Genomic DNA, 23,522 nt, shown 5'->3' with positions numbered 1-23,522 from the left:
ATGCCGGTGCCGGCCGCCGTCAGGGCGCGCTGCCGCGCGCTGCTCCCTCCCGGGCAGGACATCCGCTACGTCCTGCCCGCGCTGTCGGTGGGGCCGCCGGGGATGGCGGCCTTCCTGGTCGTGGTGTCCGACCAGGCGATCCACGTGCTGTCCACGGCCTTCTTCGACAGGAACGTGCCGACCGCGATCCACTCCACCCACGCCCGGCGGACCCGGATCGGCCCGGTGGAGTTCTCCGCCGGCGCGGCCATCGAGCTCGGCGGCACGGTGTTCGAGATCGAGGAGGAGTACGCCGCGGTGGTCCACGCCGCCGACGCCGAGGTCTTCGCGCCCGAGACGCTGCCGCCCGACCCGCTTCCCGACCTTTGATCCGCCCGCCTCGGGAGCGGTTCGGGTGCGGAACCGCCGCCGGGAGAGGACGGATCCCCGGTGTGCGCCGCCCTCCCGCCGGCCGGAGGCGGAAGGGAGAATCGCGAACGGCCGGTGAGCGGCTAGACTTCGGCGGAGCGCTCGCGGTGCGCCCCCGCACCGGAGCCCCGTCGCCAGCAGCCGCTGCATGAGGAGCCACTGACTTGTCCCGTCGCCTGTTCACCTCCGAGTCGGTCACCGAGGGCCACCCGGACAAGATCGCAGACCAGATCAGCGACGCGATTCTCGACGCCATGCTCAAGGGAGACCCCAAGAGCCGGGTCGCGGTCGAGACGCTGATCACCACCGGTCAGGTCCACGTCGCCGGAGAGGTGACGACGGAGACCTACGTAGACATCCCGGGTCTCATCCGCGAGAAGATCCTCGAGATCGGCTACGACGCCTCGCACAAGGGCTTCGACGGCGCCTCCTGCGGTGTGTCGGTGTCCATCGGCGCGCAGTCCCCCGACATCGCTCAGGGCGTCGACGCCGCCTACGAGGCCCGTGAGGGCGAGGCGGGCGACGAGTTCGACCGCCAGGGCGCCGGCGACCAGGGCCTCATGTTCGGCTACGCCTGCCGGGAGACCCCCGAGCTGATGCCGCTCCCGATCCAGCTCGCGCACCGCCTGGCCGAGCGCCTGTCGCAGGTCCGCAAGGACGGCACGGTCCCCTACCTGCGCCCCGACGGCAAGACCCAGGTCACCATCGAGTACGACGGCGACAAGCCGGTCCGCCTCGACACGGTGGTCGTCTCCACCCAGCACGCGGCCGAGATCGACCTCAAGGAGATGCTCGCGCCGGACATCAAGGAGCACGTGGTCGACCCGGTCCTGGCCGGTCTGGAGCTGGAGACCGAGGGCTACCGGCTGCTGGTCAACCCGACCGGCCGCTTCGAGATCGGCGGCCCGATGGGCGACGCCGGCCTGACCGGCCGCAAGATCATCGTCGACACCTACGGCGGCATGGCCCGCCACGGCGGCGGCGCCTTCTCCGGCAAGGACCCGTCCAAGGTCGACCGCTCGGCCGCCTACGCCATGCGCTGGGTCGCCAAGAACATCGTGGCCGCCGGTCTGGCCGACCGCGCCGAGGTCCAGGTCGCCTACGCCATCGGCAAGGCGCACCCGGTCGGCGTGTTCGTCGAGACCTTCGGCACCGAGAAGACCGACATCGCCAAGATCCAGGCCGCCGTGCTCCAGGTCTTCGACCTGCGCCCGGCCGCGATCATCCGCGATCTCGACCTGCTCCGCCCGATCTACTCCGAGACCTCCGCCTACGGCCACTTCGGCCGCCCGGAGTTCTCCTGGGAGGCCACCGACCGGGCCGACGCCCTGCGCACCGCCGCCGGTCTGTAGTCCCATCGCGACGAGAGCCCCCGGCGGACCCGTTCCACCGGGGGCTCGTCGTGTCCTCACCCTCACCGCCGTCGACGGGAGGTCCGGAAGGCGGAGGCGGCGATGCGGGCGATGCGGACGGCGGGGGTCCCGGCTGATCGGCGGGAGGTGCCCGCGAGGTCTGGTAGGACATGGGGGTGACCCTCGCGACCCCCTCCCCGGACGACGGCGCCCTGCTTCCGCTGGACGCCGTCCGTGAGCGCCCCGCCCCCGCGCGGAGCGCCGGACCGGTGCGGGGCGTGCCGGAGCCGGCCGCGGAGCTGCCCGTCGCGCGGGTCGCCGTGGACACGCCGCTGCCCCACCTGGACCGGCCGTTCGACTACCTCGTCCCGGCGACCCTGGACGCCGCGGCCGTCCCGGGCTGCCGGGTCCGGGTCCGTTTCGCGGGCAAGCTCGTCGACGGGTTCCTGCTGGAGCGGGTGGAGACCAGCGAGCACCCCGGGAAGCTGGCCCGGCTGGAGCGGGTGGTCTCCGCCGAGCCGGTGCTGACCCCGGAGATCGCCGCCCTGGCCCGCGCCGTCGCCGACCGCTACGCCGGGACCCTGGCCGACGTCCTGCGCCTGGCCGTCCCGCCGCGCCACGCCAGGGTCGAGGCCGAGCCGCGCACGAGGGAGCCGGAGGAGCCCCTGCAAGCCGCCGGGCCGGGCCCCTGGGCGAACTACCCGGGCGGGGAGGCGTTCCTGGCGGAGCTGGCCGCCGGGCGCGCCCCGCGGGCGGTGTGGACCGCGCTGCCGGGGACCGGGCCGCGGGGCCCGGAGTGGCCGGAGGCGGTGGCGGTGGCGGTGCGCGAGACGCTGCGCGGCGGCCGGGGCGCGCTCGTGGTGGTGCCCGACGGCAAGGACGTGGCGCTGGCCGGCGCGGCGCTGGAGGCGGTCCTGGGCCCGGGCCGGCACGTGGCGCTCACCGCGGACCTGGGGCCCGCCGAGCGCTACCGGCGCTGGCTGCGGGTGCTGCGCGGCGAGGCCCGGGTGGCGCTGGGCACCCGGGGCACGGCGTTCGCCCCGGTGCGGGACCTGGGCCTGGCGGTCGTCTGGGACGACGGCGACGACCTGCACGCCGAGCGGCTGGCGCCGTACCCGCACACCCGCGAGGTCCTGGCGCTGCGCGCCCACCGGGGGCGCGCGGGCCTGCTCGTCGGCGGCCACGCCCGCACCGCGGAGGCCACCCGGCTGGTGGCCACCGGCTGGGCCGCCGCCCTGGCCGCGCCCCGCGAGGCGGTCCGGGCCCGGGCGCCGAGGGTGCGGCCGGCCGGCGACGACGCGGAGCTGGCCAGGGACGAGGCGGCGCGGGCGGCCCGGCTGCCCAGTCTCGCCTGGCGCACGCTGCGGGCCGGGCTGGAGCACGGCCCGGTGCTGGTGCAGGTCCCCCGGCGGGGCTACCTGCCCGCGCTGTCCTGCCAGGGCTGCCGGGCCGCGGCGCGCTGCGGGCACTGCGCCGGGCCGCTCGCGCTGCGGAGCGGCCACGCGGCGCCGTACTGCCGCTGGTGCGGGCGGATCGCGGGGGAGTGGCGCTGCGCGGCCTGCGGCGGGACGCGGGTGCGCGCCCGGGTCGTGGGCGCCCGCCGGACGGCCGAGGAACTGGGGCGGGCCTTCCCCTCGGTCCCGGTCAGGACGTCCGGCCGGGACGGCGTGCTGGCCGCGGTCGGGCCGGGCAGGGCGCTGGTGGTGGCCACCCCGGGGGCCGAGCCGGTGCCGGAGGGCGGTTACGCGGCGGCGGTGCTGCTGGACGGGTGGGCCCTGCTGGGGCGGCCGGACCTGCGGGTGGCCGAGGAGACGCTGCGCCGGTGGCTGAACGCCGCGGCCCTGCTGCGGCCCGGGGCCGAGCTGGTCGTGCTGGCCGACTCCTCGCTCTCCGTCGTGCAGGCGCTGCTGCGCTGGGACCCGGTCACGCACGCCGAGCGGGAACTGGCCGACAGGACAGAACTCGGTTTCCCCCCGGCGGTGCGGATGGCGACGCTGACCGGGTCCCCGGCGGCGGTCCGGGAGATGCTGGGGGAGACCGCGCTGCCGGAGGGCGCGCGGGTGCTCGGGCCGGTGCCCGTGGAGACGCCCCGGGGCGATCAGGTGCGGGAACGCGCCATCGTGCGGGTGCCGTGGGGGGCCGCCCCGGTGCTCGCCTCCGCGCTGAAGGGGGCCGCCGGCGTGCGTTCCGCGCGTAAGGCGCCGGAGGTGGTCAGGGTATGCATTGACCCTATGGACGCCATTTGAGTAGTTTCCCCGATTCGCGGTGCTGACAGTAAGCCGTTAATTTCTCCCTGTGTCGATTGAATGGGTGAATCGGGCCATCGACGATCTTCGGGCGTGGGGGCGTGCGCACGGCCGCGAGGTCGACGCGGACGAGGCACGTCTGCTCTGCGACTACGCCAGCGACTACCTGGACGTGAACGAGCTGGGGGATTTCACCTCGGTCACTTTCGAGGAGCTGCTGCTCAACATCTATCCGCGCAAGGTCATCGCCCCTCCGGAAAGCGCCCCGGAGACGGTCGCCGCCGCCCGGACCCTCGTCGACTTCCTGCTCGAGACCGAGGAGATCGGCGGCAAGATGGCCGCGCGCATGCGCGCCACCCTGGACCGGATCGAACCCGAGATGCCGGCCGCGCTGGCCGACACCTCCCGGTTCGGCATGGCCAAGAGCCTCTTCAGCGCGATGGGCGCCGACTCGCTGGACGGGGGCGAGGACTCCCCGCCCGCCGAGGACGCCCAGGAGGGCGAATACTGCGAGTGCCCGGGCTGCTCCCCGCTCCCGCCGGTACGGCTGGCCTCCCGCGAGGCGCTGGCCGAGGCCGCGCTGCGGGTCCCCCTGCTGACCGACGCCCGCCGCCTGGTCCAGTGGATGCTGGCCGGAGGGCGCACGCCCACCCGCAAGGGCGCCCTGCGGGTGCGCGACGCCGCGGAGGCGAGCGCGCAGCTGGCGGTCGGCGACCCCGCGTTCCTGTGGGACCTGGCGGTGCACACCGGCCTGGTCGAGACGGAGGGCGCGGCGGTCTTCGACGGGGACGACCCCGACCCCCTGGAGGTGTGGGCCGCGACGGTGCGGTTCGCCGTGGAGAAGGACACCGGCGGGGCCTTCAGCGGCGACCGGCTCGTCGACGAGGAGCTCTACACCCTGCTCGACCTGTTCTACCGGGTGCAGGCGCCGGTGCCCGTGCCCGTCGTCCGGGAGTACCTCGAGGACGAGATCGGCCTGGCCGACGAGGGCGCCGAGCTCGACCTGGAGGAGGCCGGGCGGCGGCTGGCCTACTGCGGGCTGCTCAGCCGGGGCGAGGGGACGCTGGAGCTGACCCCGCTGGCGGTCTGGGGCCTGCACGAGCTCTACGACGTCTTCGGCATGGACGCGCCCGAGGCCCCCGACCTGGCCGAGGCCGACGCGACCGGCCTGATCGAGGGCCTGCTGGCCGGCGTGCTCCCCGACGTGGCCGAGTCCGACATCGCCGGCTGGCTGGCCCGCCGGAGTCCCGCCGGGGCCGCCGCCGAGCTGCTGGGGGCGGCCTCGGGCGCGCCCGCCGTCGCCCGGGGGGTCGCGGTCACGATCGTCGACCGGCTCGGCGCGGAGGCGGAGGAGTCCGTCCGGGGCTTCCTGGAGGACGCCGAGCTGCGGCCGCACGCCGTGCACTGGCTGTCCGCGCGCGGTCTGGCCGCACCGACGCTCACCCCGGACGAGGTGCTGTGGATGAGCGTGGACATGCTCGCCCTGGCGCTGCCCGCGGCCGCGGAGGACCCGGAGGCGTTCGCCGAGAACATGGCGGCCTCCGGCCCCCCGTCGCACGTGATCGAGGAGATGTGGCGGGTGGACCACCCCGACGCCGTCGACGTGCTGGAACTCCTCGGGCGCTCCCTGCCGGACCAGAACGCGGCCAAGGCGGCGCGCAAGGCGGCCTTCAAAGCGCGTTCGCGCGCGATCGGCTGAGCCGTACATCCGTGGGGCTCTTGTGGAGTAAGTTTCACGGGTGGCAAAGAGCGGGAACACCGGCAACGTCTTCGATCTCGGCGAACTGCGGAGGCTGGTCGACGAGTTGGGGACCGCGCCCCGGGAGGCGCGGGCGGCGGTGCTCGACGAGGCCGTCGCGGGGGACGCGGGGGACGCCGACTGCGACTGCCCGAGCTGCGGCAGCGAGGTGCTGAGCTTCCCGCCGGTCGAGCTCGCCCCCGACGCCGAGCTGGCCCGCGCGGTGCTCCGGGTCCCGCTGGTGCGGGACGCCCGGCGGCTGGCGGCCTGGACCGGCACCCGGCAGGTGACCCCCGAGTGCCTGCTGCCCGACCCGTTCCTGGCGGCCGCCGAGCTCGGCCTGCCCGGTCCCGCCCGCATCCACCTGCTCTGGGTCGTCGCGGTCAACACCGGCATGCTCCGGATCTCCCGGGGCACGGCCGCCCCCGGGCCGCTCGTCCTGACCGGCGACCTGCCTGCGCGGGCGCTGCTGGAGTTCTGGGACGGCGTGGTCATGGACGTGCTGGACCGGGCCGACGAGAGCCTGACGGGCTCCGCCGTGGTGGACGAGCACCTCGCCGAGATGCTCGCGACGATGTACGCCGTGAGCGACGGCCTGTCCCCCGCCACCCTGGTCAAGGGCATCCTCCAGTCGCACGAGGTGGCCTGCGAGGCCCGCCCGGCGCAGATGCGGCAGCTGGCGGCCTCCCTGCCCGGAGAGCTGGCGGCCGCGCTCGACCTGCTGGGCTACTGCGGCCTGGTCGAGCGCTCGCCGGCCGGCTGGCCCCGGCTGACCCCGCTCGGCGTGTGGGCGGTCCGCCAGGACCTGATGCGGGAGGGCCACGACGCGCCCACCGGCGCGGAGGTCGCGGTCTTCGCCGACCTCGGCGCGGGTGAGCTTGTCGAGGCGATCGTCAAGGGCTCCGCCGCGCCCAGCGCCGTCACCGTGTGGCTGGAGTCGCGCGGCCCCGAGACCGCCGCCCGGGAGCTGCTCGGGGTCGCCGCCTCCGGCGCGGCCGGGCAGCGCGGCGTGGTGAGCACGATCCTGGAGGAGCTCGGGCCCGAGGCCGAGGTCCCTGTCCGGGAGGCCCTCGCCGAGCCCTCCCTGTGGCGCTACGCGGCCTCCTGGCTGCACATCCGCGACCTGCCCGCGCCCACCCTCACCCCCGCCGACAACACCTGGATCGCGGTCGACACGCTCGCCTCGCTGATCCACCAGGGCCGGGCCCCCGAGGGGATGGGCGAGTTCGCCGCGCTCGAGCCGGGCGAGGACCTGGTCCGCCTGGTCGAGGAGATGGCCCTCGTGGAGCATCCCGACGCGATCGTGGTGCTCGACATGCTCGGTGTGCACCACGCCGACGCCGCCGTGGCCAAGGCCGCGCGCAAGGCGGTCATGAAGGCCCGCTCCAGGTAGGTCCGCGCCGCCGGGGCCCCTAAACTGGGGGGATTCCGTGGAAGGAGCCCTGTTGGCCATTCAGTCAATCCGCCTCTTCGGCGACCCGGTGCTGCGCACGCCCGCGGAGCCGGTGAAGGACTTCGACAAGGAGCTGCGCAAGCTCGTCAAGGACCTCACCGACACCATGATGGACGCGCCCGGAGCGGGTCTGGCCGCACCGCAGATCGGGGTCGGGCTGCGGGTCTTCACCTACTACGTGGACGACCGGCTCGGTCACCTGATCAACCCCAACCTCGACCTGTCCGAGGACCTCGACACCGAGGGGGAGGAGGGCTGCCTGTCCTTCCCCGGCCTGTCCTACCCGACGCCCCGGGCGATCCGCGCGGTGGCCAAGGGCTTCGACATGCACGGCGAGCCGGTCACCCTCGAGGGCACCGACCTCATGGCCCGCTGCTTCCAGCACGAGACCGACCACCTGGACGGCATCCTGTTCATCGACCGGATGGACCCCGCGCAGCGCAAGCTCGCGATGCGGGAGATCCGCCAGGCCGAGTGGAGCGGGCTGTCCGCGCCCACGTTCAAGTTCTCCCCGCACGCCACCCACGGGAAGGCTCTGTAGGAACCTTGCGCCTGGTCTTCGCCGGAACCCCGGACACCGCCCTGCCCTCGCTGCGCGCGCTGCTGGACTCGCCGCGCCACGACGTCGTCGCCGTCGTCACCCGCCCGGACGCCCCGTCGGGCCGGGGGCGGAAGGTCCACCCCAGTCCCGTCGCCGAGCTGGCCGAGGAGGCGGGCATCGAGGTCCTCAGGCCGCCGAAGGCGGGTGACCCCGCGTTCCTGGAGCGGCTGCGCCGGATCGGGCCCGACGCCTGCCCGGTGGTCGCCTACGGGGCCCTGCTGCCCCAGGCGGCACTGGACGTCCCGCGCCACGGCTGGATCAACCTCCACTTCTCGATCCTGCCCGCCTGGCGGGGGGCGGCCCCGGTCCAGCACTCCGTGCTGCACGGCGACGAGATCACCGGCGCGAGCACCTTCCAGATCGTCAAGGAACTGGACGCCGGACCCGTCTACGGCGTGGTCACCGAGAAGATCCGCGCCACCGACACCAGCGGCGAGCTGCTGGCCCGGCTGGCCGAGTCCGGCGCCGAGCTGCTGGCGGCCACCCTCGACGGGGTCGAGGACGGCACGCTGGAGGCCAGGCCGCAGCCCGCCGAGGGCGTGAGCCTCGCCCCGAAGATCAGCGTCGAGGACGCCCGGATCGACTGGACCGTCCCGGCGATGCGGGTGGACCGCCTGGTCCGCGCCTGCACCCCCGCCCCCGGCGCGTGGACCGGATTCCGCGGCCAGCGGATCAAGCTCGGCCCGGTGCGGCCCGCGCCCGACGCGCCCGCGCTGGCCCCCGGCCAGGTCGCGGCCGCCAAGAACTCCGTCCTGGTCGGTACGGCCACGCACCCGGTGGAGCTGAGCGAGGTGCAGCCGCAAGGCAAGCGCCTGATGACCGCGGGGGAGTGGGCCCGCGGCGTACGGCCCACCGACGAGGATCGGCTGGTCTGAGAGATGAGCGATCGGGGGAACGGCGGCGCTCCGCGCGGCGGGGACCGTGAGGGGGGCCGTCCGCACGGCGGGTCCGGCGGCGGAGGGCAGGGCTCCGGCGGAGGTCGGCGCCAGGGGCCGGGCGGTCGCGGCCGGGGTCCCGCGGGCGGCCGCGGAGGCGGGAGCCGGGGCGGACGCCCGCCCCGGCCGGTCCACGACGAGGCCCGCAACACCGCCTACGACCTGCTGCGAGCCGTGGACGAGCGGGACGCCTACGCCAACCTGCTGATGCCCGCGCTGCTGCGCGAGCGCCGCCTGTCGGGGCGCGACGCGGGACTGGCGACCGAGCTGGCCTACGGCACCCTGCGCGGGCTGGGCACCTACGACGAGGTCATCGCCGCCTGCAGCGACCGGGCCCCGGAGGAGCTGGACCCGCCGCTGCTGGACGCCATCCGGCTGGGCGTGCACCAGTTGCTCAAGACCCGCGTGCCCCCGCACGCCGCCGTCGGCACGACCGTCGACCTGGTCCGGCTCCGGGTCGGCGCGGGCCCCGCGAAGTACGCCAACGCGGTGCTCCGCAAGGTCTCCACCCGCTCCCTGGAGCAGTGGCTGCCGATCGTGGCCCCGGACCCGGCCGACGACCCGGTCGGCCACCTGGCCGTGTCGCACAGCCACCCCCGGTGGATCGTCACCGCGCTGCGCGACGCCGTCGGCGGGGACATCGAGGAGACGGCCGCCCTGCTGGCCGCCGACAACGAGCGCCCCCGCGTCACCCTGGTGGCCCGCCCGGGCCGCTCGTCGGTGGAGGAGCTCCTCGACTCCGGCGCCGAGCCGGCCGACTTCTCCCCCTACGCCGCCCACCTGCCCGAGGGCGACCCCGGTGCGGTCCGCGCCGTGGCCGAGTCGCGCGCCGCCGTACAGGACGAGGCGAGCCAGCTCGTGGCGGTCGCGCTCACCAGGGTCCCGGTGGCGGGCGGCGACTCCCGCTGGCTCGACGTGTGCGCCGGGCCGGGCGGCAAGGCGGGCCTGCTGGACGCCCTCGCCGCGCAGGGCGGCGCCCGCCTGCTCGCGGCCGAGCTCCAGCACCACCGCGCCCGCCTGGTCAGGCAGACCACCCGGGACGCCGCGGTGGTCGCCGCCGACGGCCGGGTCCCGGCCTGGCGCCCGGGCGTCTTCGACCGGGTCATGCTGGACGCCCCCTGTACCGGTCTCGGCGCCCTGCGCCGCCGCCCGGAGGCCCGCTGGCGGCGTGATCCCCGGAGCCTCCCGGAGCTGGGCCGGCTCCAGCGCGAGCTGCTGGCCTCCGCCCTGGACGCCACCCGTCCCGGCGGCGTGGTGGCCTACGTGACCTGCTCGCCGCACCTGGCCGAGACGGTCACCGTGGTCGGCGACGTGCTGCGCGGCCGCGAGGACGCCGAGGCGCTGGACGCCCGCGCGTACCTGCCGGAGGTCGAGGGGCTGGGCGAGGGCCCCTACGCCCAGTTCTGGCCCCACCGCCACGGCACCGACGCCATGTTCCTCGCCCTGCTGCGCCGCCGCTGACCGTCCGCCCGCGGGGCGGCCGCGGCCCCGCCCCTCCGGCGGGACCCGCCGGCTCGGCGGCGCGGTCGCCGGTCCCGCCCCCTGAGGGCCACCGGGGCCGCGGCGCGGTCGCGGCTCTGGAAGGCCGCCGGGCCGCGGCGGGCCGGCGGTCTCACTCCCGGGTCGCGTCCGCCGGGTCCGCGGCGCGGCGGCTGCGGTAGGAGCGCATCGCCACCTGCGCCCCGCAGCGCTTCGGGCTGCAGTACGCCGCGGAGCAGTTGCGGGTGCGATCGTAGAAGCCGAGATGGCAGGGCGGGTTCCGGCACGCCTTCACCCGTGCCCAGATGCCGCCCCTGGCGAGCTCGGCCACGGCCGCGAGCAGGCCGCCGAACGCTCCGGGCACGCCCTCCTGGGCCGGGACGAGCCGTACGTCGTGCGCGGTGACGACGGGCGACAGGGGGTACAGGGCTCCGCTCCGGCGCAGGTAGGCCTCCGCCTCCTCCAACGCCGTCCCGCCGTCGCCCGGGCCGTCGCCGCCCGGTCCGCCGTCGGCCTGCTCGCCGGCGTGGGCGAGCAGGACCGTGACCAGGGCCTGCCTCAGCTCCCGGGCGGCCGCGGCGTCCGCCTCGGTGACCAGGGTCCCCTCGTGGGCCAGCTCGGCCGCGCGCAGCCACCGGGCCGCCGCAGATGCGTCGGCCAGTCGCTCCTCGCGTCCGTCGATCGGGCGGGTGTTGACGAAGTCGAGCACGAGATCCGCCGCCTCGGGCGGGCTGAGAGGACTGTGCCGTCCCTGATCGGTGACCACGCCCGCCATGATAGTCGTGTCCTGAGCCAAACGTATTAGAGCATAACCCAATGCGGGTTCTGTGTTTGATAGTTATGAGTAAACACTGTACGGTCACAACCATGTCGATCAAAGCAGAGACCGTGACCACGCCCGCCCCCCGTTCCTGGTTCGTCACCGGAGGCTCCTCCGGCATCGGCCGCGAGCTGACGCTCGCCGCCCTCGGCCGCGGTGACCGCGTCGCCGCCGCGGCGCGCCGCGTCGACGGCCTCGCGGAGCTCGCCGAACGCTTCCCCGGCAGGTTCCTCGCCCTGGAGCTCGACGTCCGCGACGAGGCCGCGGTGCGCCGCGGCGTCGAGCGGGCCGTCGCCGCGTTCGGCCGCCTCGACGTGGTGGCGAACAACGCGGGCTACGGCCTCTTCGGGGCCGTCGAGGAGGTGACCGACGCGCAGGCCAGGGCCGTCTTCGACACGAACGTCTTCGGTGTCCTGAACGTGCTGCGCGCCGTGCTGCCGGTGCTGCGGGCCCAGCGTTCGGGGCACGTCCTGCAGGGCTCGTCGGTGTACGGGCAGGTGGCCCATCCGGGGGTGGGCCTGCTGGCCGCGACCAAGTACGCGGTGGAGGGCCTGTCGGACGCCCTGGTCGCCGAGCTGGCGCCGCTCGGGATCAGGGTGACGCTGGTCGAGCCGGGCTACGCGGCCACCCCGTTCCTGTCCAACCTCGCCTTCGCCGAGCCGGTGGCCGACTACGACCCGACCGTGCGCGCCGTGCAGAGCTCCCTCGGCGGCCTGCCGCCGGAGGCGTTCGCCGACCCGGCCGAGGTGGCCCGGGCCGTGCTGGCCGCGGTGGACGCCGACCGCCCCCCGCTCCGTCTCACGCTGGGCGGCCGGGCGGAGGCCGACGTGCGGGCCGCTCTCGCCGCCCGGCTGCGCGACCTGGACGAGTGGGCGGCGGTGACCCGGGAGGTCGGCCGGGCGCCGGTCGCCTCCTGACGGCCGGCGGTCCGGCGCGCCGCCGGTGGACGAGGGGCCGGAGCGCCGCCGGCGGACGAGGGGCCGGAGCGGCGGCCGGCCGGGGGTGCCCCGTCGGCACGGGGGCACCCCGGGAGGGCCGGTCAGGCGCGGGTGAGGGTGAAGGCGATGCCGTCGCCCAGGCCCTGGCCGTAGGCGAGCTGGATGAGCAGCTCGACCGCGGGCTCGGTGTAGCGGGCGTTGGCCAGCGGGCCGGCGTCCACGGCGTCGAAGCCGAGCTGCGCGGCGAGGTCCAGGACGGTCTTCTTGGCGGCCTCGTCGTCTCCGGCGACCGGCAGGAAGCGGCCGGCGCCGTCCTCGCCCAGGTGTGCGGCGAAGACGGTGTTGAAGGCCTTCACGACCCGGGCGCCCGGCAGGGCGGCGGCCACCCGCTCGCCGCCGGAGGCGGTGTGGCCGACGGTCAGCGACATGAAGTCGGGGGCCAGCGGGTTCGTGGCGTCGACCACGACCTTGCCCGACAGCGCCGCCCCGACCCGGGGGTCCAGGGCTTCGACGGCGGTGAACGGCACCGCCAGGATCACGACGTCGGCCTGCGCGGCCTGCGCGGCCGTACGCTCCGGGCCCGTGGAGGTGTCGGCGGTGGCGACCTCGTGCCCGATCGCGGTGAGGCGGGAGGAGAGGGCGGAGCCGACGTTGCCGGAGCCGAGAATGCTGATCTTCATGATGGGCGCCCTTCGCTGGTGCTTCGAATGTGAAGCACATGGCCGATGTGCTTCGAATTCGAAACACAAGGGAACCGTACAGGTGCTTCGAATTGGAAGCAACCCGGTATCGTGGGCGCATGAGCGAACCGCGCTGGCTGAACGAGACCGAACTGCGTGCCTGGACCGGGTTCCTGGAGACCTCCGACCTGCTCCACCGCATGGTCGAGCAGCAGCTCCGCGAGGTCGGCGGGGTCACCACCGTGCAGTACGACATCCTGCACCGGCTCAACGAGAGTCCCGAGAAGCGCCTGTGCATGACGGACCTGGCCGAGCGCCTCGTCTCCTCCCGCAGCGGCATCACCTACCAGGTCGCCCAGTTGGAGAAGGCGGGCCTCCTCCGCCGCGAGGACGCCCCCGACGACGAGCGCCGCGTGCTCGCCGCCATCACCGAGAAGGGGCGCCGGGTGCTGGAGAGGACCGCACCCGGCCACGTGGAGGCGGTCCGCGCAGGACTCCTCGACGCCCTGACCCCCGACCAGACCGCCCAGCTCGCCGCCATCATGGACGCCGCCCGGACCCGCCTGCGCGGCACCGTCCGGCTCCATCCGCCCCGCCGGCCGCGCTCCCGCTGAACGGGCCACCCGGCCGCGCCGGGAGGCGGCCGGTGGGAGGGGGCGGAGGGGCGCCCCATAGACTCGGGATCACCATGGCCGTACAGATCTCGCCCAGCATCCTGTCCGCCGACTTCGCCCGCCTCGCCGAGGCGGCCGCGGCGGTGTCCAACGCCGACTGGCTGCACGTCGACGTGATGGACAACCACTTCGTGCCCAACCTGACGCTCGGCCTGCCGGTCGTCGAGTCCCTGCTCAAGGCCACGTCCCTGCCGCTGGACTGCCACCTGATGATCGAGGACCCGGACCGCTGGGCCCCCGCCTACGCCGAGGCCGGCGCGGGCAGCGTGACGATCCACGCCGAGGCGGCCAGGGCCCCGGTCCGCACGCTGCGCCAGATCCGCGCCGCGGGGGCCCGCTCGGGGTTCGCGCTGAACCCGGCCACCGCGGTCGAGCCGTACGAGGACCTGCTCGGCGAGATCGACATGCTGCTGCTGATGACCGTCGAGCCCGGGTTCGGCGGGCAGAAGTTCCTCGACGTGGTCCTGCCGAAGATCCGCCGGGCCCGTGCGCTCATCGAACGGCACGGCGGGCAGATCTGGCTCCAGGTCGACGGCGGGGTCGCGGCCGAGACCATCGAGCGCTGCGCGGAGGCGGGCGCCGACGTCTTCGTCGCGGGCAACGCCGTCTACGGCGCGGGCGACCCGGCCGCCGCAGTGGACGCCCTGCGGGCCTTGGCCGCCGGGGCCTGACGGCCGGCGCGGGATCCGGCTCCGGGATCGGGGCTCGGGATCCGGATCCGGCTCCGGGAAAGGCCGACAGGGCGTTCTGGGCGCTCCGGATGTTCCAGGCGTTCCCGATGCTCCGGCGGGTCCGGAAAAGCGCGGCCGTGCCGTGACGGACCCGCCGCTCTCATGTCCGGACGATGTGGCCTGCATGGTAGGTGTGACGGCGGAAGGGTAGGGTAACCAGTCACTTACGAGGGAGGTGGCCCATGGACCACGGACTCTTCGGGCCGGGCTCGGTGACCTGGCGGGTGATGGGCGAGCCGATCCTGCTGGTCGGCGGTTTCCGGGCGCTGCTCATGCAGGGGCTGCACCCGCGCGCCATGCGCGGGGTCGCGCAGAACTCCGCGCTGATGGACCCCGGCGAGGCCTGGGCCCGCTTCCAGCGGACCACCGAGTTCGTCCGGGTGCGGACCTACGGCACGCTGGAGGAGGTCGAGCGGGCCGGCGCCCGGGTCAGGAAGATCCACTCCATGCTCACCGCCGTCGACCCCGGCACCGGCGAGCGCTTCCGCCTGGACGACCCCGAGGCGCTGCTGTGGGTGCACGTCGGCGAGGTCGACTCCTACCTGTCGGTGGCCCGGCGCGCCGGGGTGCGGCTGACCGACGCCGACGCCGACCGGTTCGTCGCCGAGTGGCGCCGCGCCGCCGAGGTCGTCGGGCTGCGGGCCGCCGACGTGCCGGGCTCCGTCGGCGAGATGCGCGACTACATCCGGGCCTGCCGGCCGGGTCTCTACTTCGCCCCCGAGGTCCCGCACCCGATCCGCCAGTCGTTCAACGCGCCGCTCCCGCTGTACCTCCTCCCGCTCAAGCCGGTCTTCCCGGGCTTCGTCCTGTTCGCCTTCGCGACGCTGCCGCGCTGGGCCCGCAGGCTGTACGGCCTGCCCGCCACGCCGCTGGAGGACCTGTGGGCGACGGCGGCGCTCAAGGCCCTGCAGACGGGCATCGGCCTGGTCCCCGCGCCGGTCAGATACCCCCCGGACGCCCGCCGGGCCCGGCGCCTCGACGCGGCCTGACGCGTAACCGCCGGGCGCTTGCCTGGTCCACATGCTGGAGGGGGTCCCGTCCGGTTTGCCGGACATGGCACACTGATGTACGGGAGCCGTGCCGTACGGCCGGCGACCCGAGAAGCAGAGCAGCGTGCTCCGGGGTCGGTGAAATTCCGAACCGGCGGTTACAGTCCGCGACCCGGTCGAAGCCATCGACCGGTTGACCCGGTGAAATTCCGGGACCGACGGTTAAAGTCCGGATGGGAGGAAGCGCGCGAGCGGACAGTGCCGTCGAGGCACCCTCCGCCGACGGGTCCGTGGACCCGTCATCCCCGGGGCCCGCCATGGCAGGAAGCTACTGGCGAGTGGGAGGCCCCCCGGATGTTCACCGGAATCGTCGAGGAACTCGGCGAGATCGCGGCGATAGAGCCGCTCAAGGATGCCGCGCGCATGTCGATCCGCGGCAGGACCGTCACTTCCGACGCCGGGCACGGCGACTCCATCGCGGTCAACGGCGTCTGCCTGACCGTGGTCGGCGTCGACGGCGAGGTGTTCACCGCCGACGTCATGAAGGAGACGCTGGACCGCAGCTGCCTGGGCGCGCTGCGCCCCGGCTCCCGGGTCAACCTGGAGCGCGCCGTCCGCGCCGACCAGCGGCTCGGCGGCCACATCGTGCAGGGCCACGTGGACGGCACCGGCGTGCTGCTGTCGCGCGAGCCCGGCGAGCACTGGGAGGTCGTGCGGATCTCCCTGCCCGCCGGGCTGGACCGCTACGTGGTGGAGAAGGGCTCCATCGCGGTCGACGGCGTCAGCCTGACCGTGGTCGGCGTCGACGGCGACGCGTTCTCGGTCAGCCTGATCCCCACCACCCTGAAGCTCACCACCCTCGGCGCCAAGCAGCCCGGCGACCCGGTGAACCTGGAGACCGACGTGATCGCCAGGCACGTGGAGAAGCTCGTCGGCGCCTACGTGCGGGGAGGCCGGGCGTGAACTGGGCCGAGGCGGGATTCCACCTGTTCGGGGTGAAGGTCCTCTGGACCGACCTGGTCGGCAACGCGGCCGCGCTGGCCACCGTGCTGCTGGCGATCCGCAAGTCGATCTGGACCTGGCCGGTGCAACTGACCGGCTCGGTGCTGCTGCTCGTCGCCTCGATCAGCGCGCAGCTCACCGGCAACGCGCTCAAGCAGGTCATGTTCGGCGTGCTGGCCGTCTACGGCTGGTGGAAGTGGTCGCGCGGCACCGCGGGCGGCCAGGAGCTGGCCGTACGGCCGGCCACCTCGCGCGAGCGGCTCGGGCTGGTCGCGGTCATGCTGGCGGGCACGGCGCTGGTGGGCGTGCTGTTCTTCGTCACCGGCCTGTCGTGGGGCGCGCATGCCCCGCTGCCCGACGGCTACTTCCTGGTCGCGGCCGACGCCTACATCTTCGTCGGCAGCGCCGTGGCGACCTGGGCGCAGGGCCGGGCGCTGGTCGACTTCTGGATCATCTGGGTCGCGGTGGACCTGGTCGGCGTACCGCTGGCGTTCAGCTCCGGGCTGGTCGTCTCCGGCGCCGTCTACGGGATCTTCTTCGTGCTCGTCCTGATCGGGTTCGCGAACTGGCTCAAGGAGTACCGGTCGCGGACCGTGCTCGTCCCCAAGGAGGCCGTGTGACCACCATGCTGGACCCCGTCGAGCGGGCGATCGCCGACATCCGCGAGGGCAGGCCCGTCGTGGTCGTCGACGACGAGAACCGCGAGAACGAGGGCGACATCATCTTCGCCGCGGCCAAGGCCACCTCGGAGCTGCTGGCCTTCACCATCCGGCACACCAGCGGCGTCATCTGCGTCTCCATGCCCGGCGAGGACCTCGACCGGCTCGGCCTGCCGCTGATGGTCCACGACAACCGCGAGCGCATGCGCACGGCCTACACGATCAGCGTGGACGCCCGCGACGGGGTGACCACCGGCATCTCGGCGGCCGACCGGGCCCGGACGATCCGCACCCTGTGCGACTCGGCCACCGAGCCGTTCGAGCTGGTCCGGCCCGGCCACGTCTTCCCGCTCCGCTACCGGGAGGGCGGCGTGCTGGTCCGGCGCGGCCACACCGAGGCGGCCGTGGACCTGTCCCGGCTGGCCGGACTGAGCCCGGCGGGCGCGCTCGCCGAGGTCGTCAACGACGACGGGACCATGAAGCGCCTGCCGGAGCTGCGCGCCTTCTGCGACGAACACGACCTGGCGCTGGTCTCCATCGAGCAGCTGGTGGAGTTCCGGCGCAGGACCGAGCGGATGGTCACCCGGGTCGCCGAGACGCGCATCCCGAACGCCTACGGGGTCTGGAGGGCCTACGGCTACTCCAGTGCCCTGGACGGCGGCGAGCACCTGGCCCTGGTCTACGGCGACCTCGGCGACGGCGAGAACGTCCTGGTCCGGGCGCACTCCGAGTGCCTCACCGGGGACGTGCTCGGCTCGCTGCGCTGCGACTGCGGGGTGCAGCTGGACCACGCGATGGCCGAGATCGCCGCGCAGGGCCGCGGGGTCGTGGTCTACCTGCGCGGGCACGAGGGCCGCGGGATCGGCCTGCTGGCCAAGCTCCGGGCGTACGGCCTGCAGGACGGCGGGAGCGACACCGTCGACGCGAACCTGGAGCTCGGGCTGCCGGTGGACGCCCGGGAGTTCTCCAACGCCGGGCAGATCCTCGCCGACCTGGGCGTGAAGTCGGCCAGGCTGCTGACCAACAACCCGGCCAAGCTGCGCGGCATGGACGGCTACGGCATCAAGGTGCTGGGCCGGGAGCCGATGCCGGTGGCGATGAACCCGTACAACGAGAAGTACCTCACGGCCAAGCGCGACCGCCTCGGCCACGACATCCACGATGAGATCGAGATCGCATGAGCGGGGGAGACCGTATGACCGGGCGGAGCGAGCGGAACGGGGCGGCCCGATGAGCGGGGAGGGGCGGCCGGGAGCGGAGGCGGTCGACGCCGCGGGACTGACGGTCGGGATCGTGGCGGCGCGCTGGCACGAGAAGATCACCGACAGGCTGCTGGAACGGGCCGTGCGGGCCGGCGAGGACAGCGGCGCGACCGTGACCGTGGTCCGGGTGGCCGGGTCCCTGGAGATCCCCGTGGTGGCCCAGGCGCTGGCCCGGCGCTGCGACGCGGTGGTGGCGCTGGGTGCGGTGATCCGCGGCGAGACCGCGCACTTCGACTACGTCTGCGACTCGGTGACCTCCGGCCTGACCAGGATCTCCCTCGACGAGGAGACGCCCGTCGGCAACGGCGTGCTGACCTGCGACTCGGTGGAGCAGGCCCTGGACCGGTCGGGCCTGCCCGGCAGCCACGAGGACAAGGGGTACGAGGCCACCGTCGCCGCGCTGGAGACCGCCGTGCTCCTGCGCGGCCTGCGCGGCTGACACCGCCCGAGGGGGCGGCCGGGGCGTGCGGTAGGTTGCGACCGCGGGTGCCCGGCCGCCCTCCGGCGCGGCGGACGGCCGCCCGGACCGGCGGCCCGGCGGCCGTCCGACCAGCGGTTCCGTAGAGGGAAAGTGATCGTCAAGTGAGCCCCGAGAACGTCGTCCCGCCCCCGCTGCCCGTCGTGTGGCGGCCGAAGACGGGGCGGATCGTGGCCTACGGCTTCGCGGCCGTGCTCATGGTGGGCGCGGTGGTCATGGCGGTCTTCCTGCCGCCGCCGTTCACCCTCGCCGACAAGGTCGCGGTGGTCGCGCTGGCCGGGGTGATCGCCGGGGTGCTGCACCTGCTGGGGCGGTGCCGGGTGGAGGCGGACGAGCAGGGGATCACCCTGGTCAACGCCCTGCGGGTGCACCGCTACGAGTGGCCGGAGGTGCTCGCGGTCACGCTGACCGAGGGGGAGCCGTGGGCGAAGATCGACTTCGCTGACGGGATGACCGTGGGGGCCATGGGACTGCAGGGGTCGGAGAAGGACCGGACCGTGCGCCAGGTGCGCGAACTCGCCGCGCTCATCCGGGAGCGCGGCGAGGCCGAGGAACTCGGCTGACGGTCCCGCCGGCACGGCGGAGCCGTCAGCCGGCCAGGACGGACGGTTCCCACGAGTCCGCGCCGAGGTCCGCGCGGCGGGTCTTCAGGATCTGCTCGATGTTCCCCGGCGAGAGCGGCGGCGCGAAGTGGAAGCCCTGGGCCAGCCGGTAGCCCAGCTCGTGCAGCCGCTCGGCCTGGGCCGCGGTCTCCACGCCCTCGGCCACGGTGCTCAGCCGCAGCGCCCGGGCGATGTGCGGCAGTGAGGTGGCGATCGCCGCCTGCTCGGTGGTTCCGGTCACCCCGTCGATGAACAGCTTGTCCACCTTGAGCACGTCCACCGGGCAGGTGCGCAGCAGGCCGAGCGAGGAGTGCCCGGTGCCGAAGTCGTCCAGGGCGATCGCGACTCCGAGCTCCTGGACGGCCTGCACGGTCTCCACCGCGAGCCCTCCGTCGAACACGGACGTCTCGGTGATCTCCATCACCAGGTCGGCCGGGCGCAGCCCGGTCTCGGCCAGCGCCTCGGCGACGGTCTCGGCGAAGGACCGGTCCCTCAGCTGCCGGGCCGAGACGTTCACGCTCATCTTCACCGGTGCGGCCGGGCCGTACCGGTGCTTCCAGTCGGCCATCTGGCGGCAGGCCTCGCGCAGCACCCAGGCGCCGAGCTCGACGATCATCCCGGTGCGCTCGGCGACCGGGACGAACTCCGCCGGGGACACCAGCCCGCGCTCCGGATGCCGCCAGCGCACCAGCGCCTCCACCCCGGACAGCTCGCCGCCGGGCAGCGTGACGACCGGCTGGTACAGCAGAAACAGCTCGTCCCCTTCGAGGGCCCGGCGCATCTCCGTCTCCAGCCGGGCGTGCTCGAGGGCGCGGGCGTCCAGATCCGGGGAGTAGCGCACGTACCGGCTCTTGCCCTGCTCCTTGGCGGTGTACATGGCCACGTCGGCGCGGCGCAGCAGTTCACTGGCGCCCGCCGCGCCCTGCGGGCTGTCGACCAGGCCCACGCTGGCCTGTACGAGCAGCTCGTGACCGTCGGCGCTGACCGGGGTGCGGAGCGCCTGGATGATCCGTTCGACGATCTGCTCGGCCTCGGCGACCGTGACGTCGAGCAGCAGCACGGCGAACTCGTCGCCGCCCAGCCGCGCGACCGTGTCGCCCCGCCGGACGCATGCCCGGAGCCGGTGGGCGACCGCCACCAGCAGGGTGTCGCCCACCGCGTGCCCGAGCCGGTCGTTGACCGCCTTGAAGTCGTCCAGGTCGATCAGGGCCAGCGCGGAGCCGCGGAGCCCGGTGTCGGCGAGCGCCTCGGCGGTGCGCTCGGCGAACAGGGCCCGGTTGGCGAGCTGGGTCAGCGTGTCGTGGGTGGCCTGGTGGGCCAGCTGCCGATGCAGGTCGGCGTTGTCACGGAAGGCCACGACCTGGCGGATCACCACCAGGGCGGTGAGGGCGATCGTCGCGGCCGCGATCACACGGATCTCCGGGCCGGGCCGCTGGGCCGAGAACAGGAGAAGGGCGTCGGCCGCCGCGATCGCGCCGTACGGCAGCAGGCTGAACGGCCGGCGGCGCGGAGCGGGAACCGGCCTGGCCGCGACCTGCCGCTGCCGCTCCGCGGCGAGAGCGACGAAGAAGACGATGATCGGGAGGCTGAAATGGATGACGTTGACGTCGGGCCTGCCCTCGCTGAGAGGGGAGAGCGCACCGCACGTCGCCGCCGCGACGAACGCCATCCCCAGCGCGATCAGGACGCTGCGGTGCAGCGGACCGGCTCCGGCCAGCATCACCTTGACGGCGGCGAGCACCTCCAGGAAGCCCAGCGCGACGATCAGCAGGACGGACCAGGACGTGTTCCCGGCGGTGAGCAGGTACGGCGCGGTGCGCAGCATCAGGTACCAGGTGAACAGCGCCGCGGCCAGCATGACGATCCCCGCGTCGAGCCCCAGGGTCAGGTACGCCTTGCGGGAGCGCCGCCCGAGGGGCAGCCGCAGCAGGGCCCAGATGGCGGTCAGCAGGGCGCCCAGGTACAGCGCCAGGGCCGGCGCTCCGATGTACCGCGTCGCCTCCGGCGCGGTGAGGGCGGTGTGGGCGTTGCTCATCAGCCCGCCCGTGACGAGTCCCATGGACACGCCGAGGTGCCGCCAGAAGGTCCGCACCGCCCCGGCCGGCGTCGACCGGTGAACGCGCACGCAGGCGAACGTGGCGAGCGCGCTGGAGAGGACCACCGGAACCCAGGCCACGACGGGCCACACCGCAGGGTGCGCGAGCGTGACCGCGAACCAGGCGAGGCCGAACACGGCGAGCAAGGCGAGAGCGGACAGCATCGGATGCTCCCGGACGCGGCCGAGGAGGACGCGTGACAGCGCATTCCGCTCTCTCAGGCCATCCGTCATCGCTTGCTCTCCGTCGCTGTGGGAAATCTCCGTGACGGTCGTGTCCATCGGCGGGCGGGAGCCGGTCCTGAGGTGTTCGCGTCCGGCGGGGCGGACGCGGGCTCAGGTCTCCTCGGAGAAGCGCTCGGCCTGGTCGGTGTCGCCCGCGACGAGCAGGGTGTCGCCGGAGCCGATGACGGTCTGGGAGGTGGCGTAGGTGAACTTGGCGCCGGGCTTCTTGACCGCGACCACGGTCACGCCGTACTCCGTGCGGATGCCGAGGTCGCCCAGGGTCCTCCCGGCCGCCCAGCCGGGGGCCTTGGTCTTGATCAGGGCGTAGTCCTCGTCGACCTCCACGTAGTCGAGCATCCGGCCGGTGACCAGGTGCGCGACCCGCTCGCCCATGTCCGCCTCGGGCTGGACCACGTGGCGGGCGCCGACCCGCTGCAGGATCCGGGCGTGCTGACGGCTGATCGCCTTGGCCCAGATGTCGGGCACGCCGAGGTCGGTCAGGATCGAGGTGGTCAGGATGCTCGACTCGATGTCGGTGCCGATGCCGACGACCGCCCGGCCGAACTCGGCCACGCCCAGCTGGGTCAGCGCCTCGGGGTCGGTGGAGTCGGCGCAGACGACGTGGGTGAGCCGCCCGGAGAACTCCTGCACGTTCCTGGAGTCGCTGTCCACGCCGAGCACCTCGACGCCGCGGACGACGAGCTCGGCCGCCAGGGCCCCGCCGAAGCGGCCCAGGCCGATGACCACGACGGCGGCGTCGCGGTCGACGCGGTTCTTCTTCTCAGCCAACGAGGGGACGCTCCTCCGGGTAGCGGAACCTGCGGGTCTGGACGTGCAGGGCCAGCGCGGCGCCGAGGGTGACCGGGCCCAGCCGGCCGACGAACATCAGGGCCGTCAGGACCAGGTGCCCGGCGGTGCCCACCTGGGCGGTGATCCCCGTAGAGAGCCCGACGGTGCCGAACGCGGAGATCACCTCGAACAGTACGCGGTCGAGCGCGAACGGGGTCAGCATCATCATCACGAGCGTGCCGGTGACCACCGCCGCCACGCTGACCAGGGCGATGGTGAGCGCCTGGCGCTGCAGCTGCTCGGAGATGCGGCGGCGGCCGGCCGTGACGTCGGGCTCGCCGCGCAGCTCGGCCAGGATGACGTAGCCCAGCAGTGCGAACGTGGTCACCTTGATGCCGCCCCCGGTGCTGGCGCTGCCCGCGCCGATGAACATCAGCACGTCGCTGATCAGCCAGGAGTTCTCGTGCATCTGGGAGGTGTCGACGGAGTTCAGGCCGCCGCTGCGGGTCATCGCGCTGTGGAAGAAGCCGGCCAGGATGCGCAGGCCGGGGGAGAGCGGGCCGAGCGTCGCGGGGTTGTTCCACTCGGAGATCGTGATGGCCAGGGCGCCGCCGGACAGCAGGATCGCGGTCATCCCGATAGTGATCTTGGCGTGCAGCGACCACCGGGACGGCCGCCGCCAGTGCCGCCGCAGGACGGCGTAGACCGGGAAGCCCAGGCCGCCGACGACCACGGTCAGCGCCAGCGGCAGGCAGATCCACACGTCGCGGACGAACCGCATCACGCTGTCGGGCCAGAGCGCGAAACCCGCGTTGGTGAACGCCGAGACCGAGTGGAAGATCCCGTAGTAGACGGCGCGGCCGAGCGGCTCGCCGTACCCGATCACGAAGCGGGCGGCGAGGACCGCGGCCGTCACCGCCTCCACCGCCAGCGTGACCTTGGCGACTCCCACGATCACCTGGCGGATGTCGCCGGGGCCGAGGGACCTGGTCTCGGCCTGGGTGCTGAGCCGGGCGCGCAGCCCGAGCTTCCCGGAGACGAGCAGCGCGAGGATCGAGGCCAGCGACATGATCCCGAAGCCGCCGATCTGGATCAGCACCAGGATCACGACCTCGCCGAAGGTCGTCCAGTGCGCCGCGGTGTCGAGCACGGCCAGGCCGGTGACGCAGACCGCCGAGGTCGCGGTGAACAGCGCCGAGGTCCACGACGCCTCCTGGCCCGGCTCGACCGCGACGGGCAGGGAGAGCAGCCCGGTGCCCGCCAGGACCACCCCGAGGAACGCCAGGACGACCACTCTCGAGGGCGAGGTGACCCGCCCGGCCGGATTGCTCACCGGGAGAGGATACCGGCGTCCGCGACCGATCAT

Annotated in this window: 22 protein-coding genes and 1 riboswitch; of the genes, 17 read left to right on the top strand and 5 right to left on the bottom strand. The window is 74.2% G+C overall.

Annotated elements, in window-relative coordinates; all coding sequences use genetic code 11:
* From IEZ06_RS11660 to IEZ06_RS11625, 8 genes are all read left to right on the top strand, one after another.
* Entirely contained in the window at positions 1 to 369 is a 369-nt protein-coding gene (locus IEZ06_RS11660) for a hypothetical protein (protein ID WP_068894192.1), read from the top strand.
* 203 nt (positions 370 to 572) lie between these two features.
* A complete protein-coding gene (gene metK, locus IEZ06_RS11655; protein ID WP_189236686.1) occupies positions 573 to 1,760 on the top strand; it encodes a methionine adenosyltransferase in 1,188 nt (395 codons plus the stop codon).
* A 170-nt stretch (positions 1,761 to 1,930) separates the two neighbouring features.
* A complete protein-coding gene (locus IEZ06_RS11650) occupies positions 1,931 to 4,006 on the top strand; it encodes a primosomal protein N' (RefSeq protein WP_189236685.1) in 2,076 nt (691 codons plus the stop codon).
* 49 nt (positions 4,007 to 4,055) lie between these two features.
* Positions 4,056 to 5,705, top strand: a complete 1,650-nt coding sequence (locus IEZ06_RS11645; RefSeq protein WP_229797965.1) for a hypothetical protein — start codon at positions 4,056 to 4,058, stop codon at positions 5,703 to 5,705.
* Between the two features lie 40 nt (positions 5,706 to 5,745).
* A complete protein-coding gene (locus IEZ06_RS11640; RefSeq protein ID WP_189236684.1) occupies positions 5,746 to 7,137 on the top strand; it encodes a hypothetical protein in 1,392 nt (463 codons plus the stop codon).
* 52 nt (positions 7,138 to 7,189) lie between these two features.
* Entirely contained in the window at positions 7,190 to 7,738 is a 549-nt protein-coding gene (gene def, locus IEZ06_RS11635) for a peptide deformylase (RefSeq protein ID WP_189236683.1), read from the top strand.
* Between the two features lie 5 nt (positions 7,739 to 7,743).
* Positions 7,744 to 8,673 (top strand): methionyl-tRNA formyltransferase, encoded by a 930-nt coding sequence (gene fmt / locus IEZ06_RS11630; protein ID WP_189236682.1) that lies wholly within the window; start codon positions 7,744 to 7,746, stop codon positions 8,671 to 8,673.
* 3 nt (positions 8,674 to 8,676) lie between these two features.
* Entirely contained in the window at positions 8,677 to 10,194 is a 1,518-nt protein-coding gene (locus IEZ06_RS11625) for an RsmB/NOP family class I SAM-dependent RNA methyltransferase (protein ID WP_189236681.1), read from the top strand.
* 151 nt (positions 10,195 to 10,345) lie between these two features.
* Here the strand turns inward: IEZ06_RS11625 and IEZ06_RS11620 are convergent, their stop codons facing one another.
* Positions 10,346 to 10,978 (bottom strand): CGNR zinc finger domain-containing protein, encoded by a 633-nt coding sequence (locus IEZ06_RS11620; protein WP_189236680.1) that lies wholly within the window; start codon positions 10,976 to 10,978, stop codon positions 10,346 to 10,348.
* Positions 10,979 to 11,079: 101 nt separating this feature from the next.
* Here IEZ06_RS11620 and IEZ06_RS11615 point away from each other — a divergent pair, with 101 nt between their 5' ends.
* Positions 11,080 to 11,949: an SDR family NAD(P)-dependent oxidoreductase gene (locus IEZ06_RS11615; RefSeq protein ID WP_189236679.1), complete on the top strand. Its 870-nt coding sequence runs from the start codon at positions 11,080 to 11,082 to the stop codon at positions 11,947 to 11,949.
* Between the two features lie 122 nt (positions 11,950 to 12,071).
* Here IEZ06_RS11615 and IEZ06_RS11610 read toward each other — a convergent pair whose 3' ends face one another.
* On the bottom strand, positions 12,072 to 12,650 hold the full coding sequence (locus IEZ06_RS11610) for an NADPH-dependent F420 reductase (protein WP_189236678.1): 579 nt from the start codon (positions 12,648 to 12,650) through the stop codon (positions 12,072 to 12,074).
* Positions 12,651 to 12,769: 119 nt separating this feature from the next.
* On the opposite strand from IEZ06_RS11610, the gene IEZ06_RS11605 reads away from it, so the two are divergent.
* The 8 genes from IEZ06_RS11605 (at position 12,770) to IEZ06_RS11570 (ending at position 19,008) form a co-directional block, all read left to right on the top strand.
* Positions 12,770 to 13,264, top strand: a complete 495-nt coding sequence (locus IEZ06_RS11605) for a MarR family winged helix-turn-helix transcriptional regulator (RefSeq protein ID WP_189236677.1) — start codon at positions 12,770 to 12,772, stop codon at positions 13,262 to 13,264.
* Positions 13,265 to 13,338: 74 nt separating this feature from the next.
* Positions 13,339 to 13,995 (top strand): ribulose-phosphate 3-epimerase, encoded by a 657-nt coding sequence (gene rpe, locus IEZ06_RS11600; protein WP_068894183.1) that lies wholly within the window; start codon positions 13,339 to 13,341, stop codon positions 13,993 to 13,995.
* A gap of 242 nt (positions 13,996 to 14,237) precedes the next feature.
* The gene (locus IEZ06_RS11595; protein ID WP_189236676.1) at positions 14,238 to 15,044 is read left to right on the top strand and encodes an oxygenase MpaB family protein; all 807 of its coding nucleotides are present in this window, start codon (positions 14,238 to 14,240) and stop codon (positions 15,042 to 15,044) included.
* Between the two features lie 120 nt (positions 15,045 to 15,164).
* Positions 15,165 to 15,295: riboswitch (FMN riboswitch) on the top strand.
* A 103-nt stretch (positions 15,296 to 15,398) separates the two neighbouring features.
* Positions 15,399 to 16,007, top strand: coding sequence for a riboflavin synthase (locus IEZ06_RS11590; protein WP_189236675.1), 609 nt, complete (start codon positions 15,399 to 15,401; stop codon positions 16,005 to 16,007).
* A complete protein-coding gene (locus tag IEZ06_RS11585) occupies positions 16,004 to 16,666 on the top strand; it encodes a nicotinamide mononucleotide transporter family protein (RefSeq protein ID WP_189236674.1) in 663 nt (220 codons plus the stop codon). The genes IEZ06_RS11590 and IEZ06_RS11585 overlap by 4 nt, the downstream gene beginning before the upstream one ends.
* A gap of 5 nt (positions 16,667 to 16,671) precedes the next feature.
* A complete protein-coding gene (locus IEZ06_RS11580; RefSeq protein ID WP_189236721.1) occupies positions 16,672 to 17,886 on the top strand; it encodes a bifunctional 3,4-dihydroxy-2-butanone-4-phosphate synthase/GTP cyclohydrolase II in 1,215 nt (404 codons plus the stop codon).
* 49 nt (positions 17,887 to 17,935) lie between these two features.
* Complete coding sequence (gene ribH / locus IEZ06_RS11575) at positions 17,936 to 18,406, top strand: 6,7-dimethyl-8-ribityllumazine synthase (RefSeq protein ID WP_189236673.1); 471 nt, start codon at positions 17,936 to 17,938, stop codon at positions 18,404 to 18,406.
* A 143-nt stretch (positions 18,407 to 18,549) separates the two neighbouring features.
* A complete protein-coding gene (locus IEZ06_RS11570; RefSeq protein WP_189236672.1) occupies positions 18,550 to 19,008 on the top strand; it encodes a PH domain-containing protein in 459 nt (152 codons plus the stop codon).
* Positions 19,009 to 19,033: 25 nt separating this feature from the next.
* On the opposite strand, the gene IEZ06_RS11565 is transcribed toward IEZ06_RS11570, so the two are convergent.
* From IEZ06_RS11565 to IEZ06_RS11555, 3 genes are all read right to left on the bottom strand, one after another.
* Positions 19,034 to 21,307, bottom strand: a complete 2,274-nt coding sequence (locus tag IEZ06_RS11565) for a putative bifunctional diguanylate cyclase/phosphodiesterase (RefSeq protein ID WP_189236671.1) — start codon at positions 21,305 to 21,307, stop codon at positions 19,034 to 19,036.
* A gap of 171 nt (positions 21,308 to 21,478) precedes the next feature.
* Entirely contained in the window at positions 21,479 to 22,156 is a 678-nt protein-coding gene (locus tag IEZ06_RS11560; RefSeq protein ID WP_189236670.1) for a potassium channel family protein, read from the bottom strand.
* The gene (locus IEZ06_RS11555; RefSeq protein ID WP_189236669.1) at positions 22,149 to 23,522 is read right to left on the bottom strand and encodes a TrkH family potassium uptake protein; all 1,374 of its coding nucleotides are present in this window, start codon (positions 23,520 to 23,522) and stop codon (positions 22,149 to 22,151) included. The genes IEZ06_RS11560 and IEZ06_RS11555 overlap by 8 nt, the downstream gene beginning before the upstream one ends.

The sequence above is a fragment of the Planomonospora antibiotica genome, assembly GCF_014647955.1.
In the GTDB taxonomy this organism is placed as follows: Bacteria; Actinomycetota; Actinomycetes; order Streptosporangiales; family Streptosporangiaceae; genus Planomonospora; species Planomonospora parontospora.
Note: the sequence above shows the minus strand (reverse complement) of the source record. Positions and strands in the feature narration are given on the sequence as shown.

Coding starts and splice junctions, on each gene's coding strand:
- IEZ06_RS11650 (WP_189236685.1), top strand. CDS start 1,931: ATGGGGGTGACCCTCGCGACCCCCTCCCCGGACGACGGCGCCCTGCTT.
- IEZ06_RS11625 (WP_189236681.1), top strand. CDS start 8,677: ATGAGCGATCGGGGGAACGGCGGCGCTCCGCGCGGCGGGGACCGTGAG.
- rpe (WP_068894183.1), top strand. CDS start 13,339: ATGGCCGTACAGATCTCGCCCAGCATCCTGTCCGCCGACTTCGCCCGC.
- IEZ06_RS11605 (WP_189236677.1), top strand. CDS start 12,770: ATGAGCGAACCGCGCTGGCTGAACGAGACCGAACTGCGTGCCTGGACC.
- IEZ06_RS11615 (WP_189236679.1), top strand. CDS start 11,080: ATGTCGATCAAAGCAGAGACCGTGACCACGCCCGCCCCCCGTTCCTGG.
- IEZ06_RS11660 (WP_068894192.1), top strand. CDS start 1: ATGCCGGTGCCGGCCGCCGTCAGGGCGCGCTGCCGCGCGCTGCTCCCT.
- IEZ06_RS11565 (WP_189236671.1), bottom strand. CDS start 21,307: ATGCTGTCCGCTCTCGCCTTGCTCGCCGTGTTCGGCCTCGCCTGGTTC.
- ribH (WP_189236673.1), top strand. CDS start 17,936: ATGAGCGGGGAGGGGCGGCCGGGAGCGGAGGCGGTCGACGCCGCGGGA.
- IEZ06_RS11555 (WP_189236669.1), bottom strand. CDS start 23,522: ATGATCGGTCGCGGACGCCGGTATCCTCTCCCGGTGAGCAATCCGGCC.
- IEZ06_RS11595 (WP_189236676.1), top strand. CDS start 14,238: ATGGACCACGGACTCTTCGGGCCGGGCTCGGTGACCTGGCGGGTGATG.
- IEZ06_RS11580 (WP_189236721.1), top strand. CDS start 16,672: ATGCTGGACCCCGTCGAGCGGGCGATCGCCGACATCCGCGAGGGCAGG.
- IEZ06_RS11590 (WP_189236675.1), top strand. CDS start 15,399: ATGTTCACCGGAATCGTCGAGGAACTCGGCGAGATCGCGGCGATAGAG.
- IEZ06_RS11610 (WP_189236678.1), bottom strand. CDS start 12,650: ATGAAGATCAGCATTCTCGGCTCCGGCAACGTCGGCTCCGCCCTCTCC.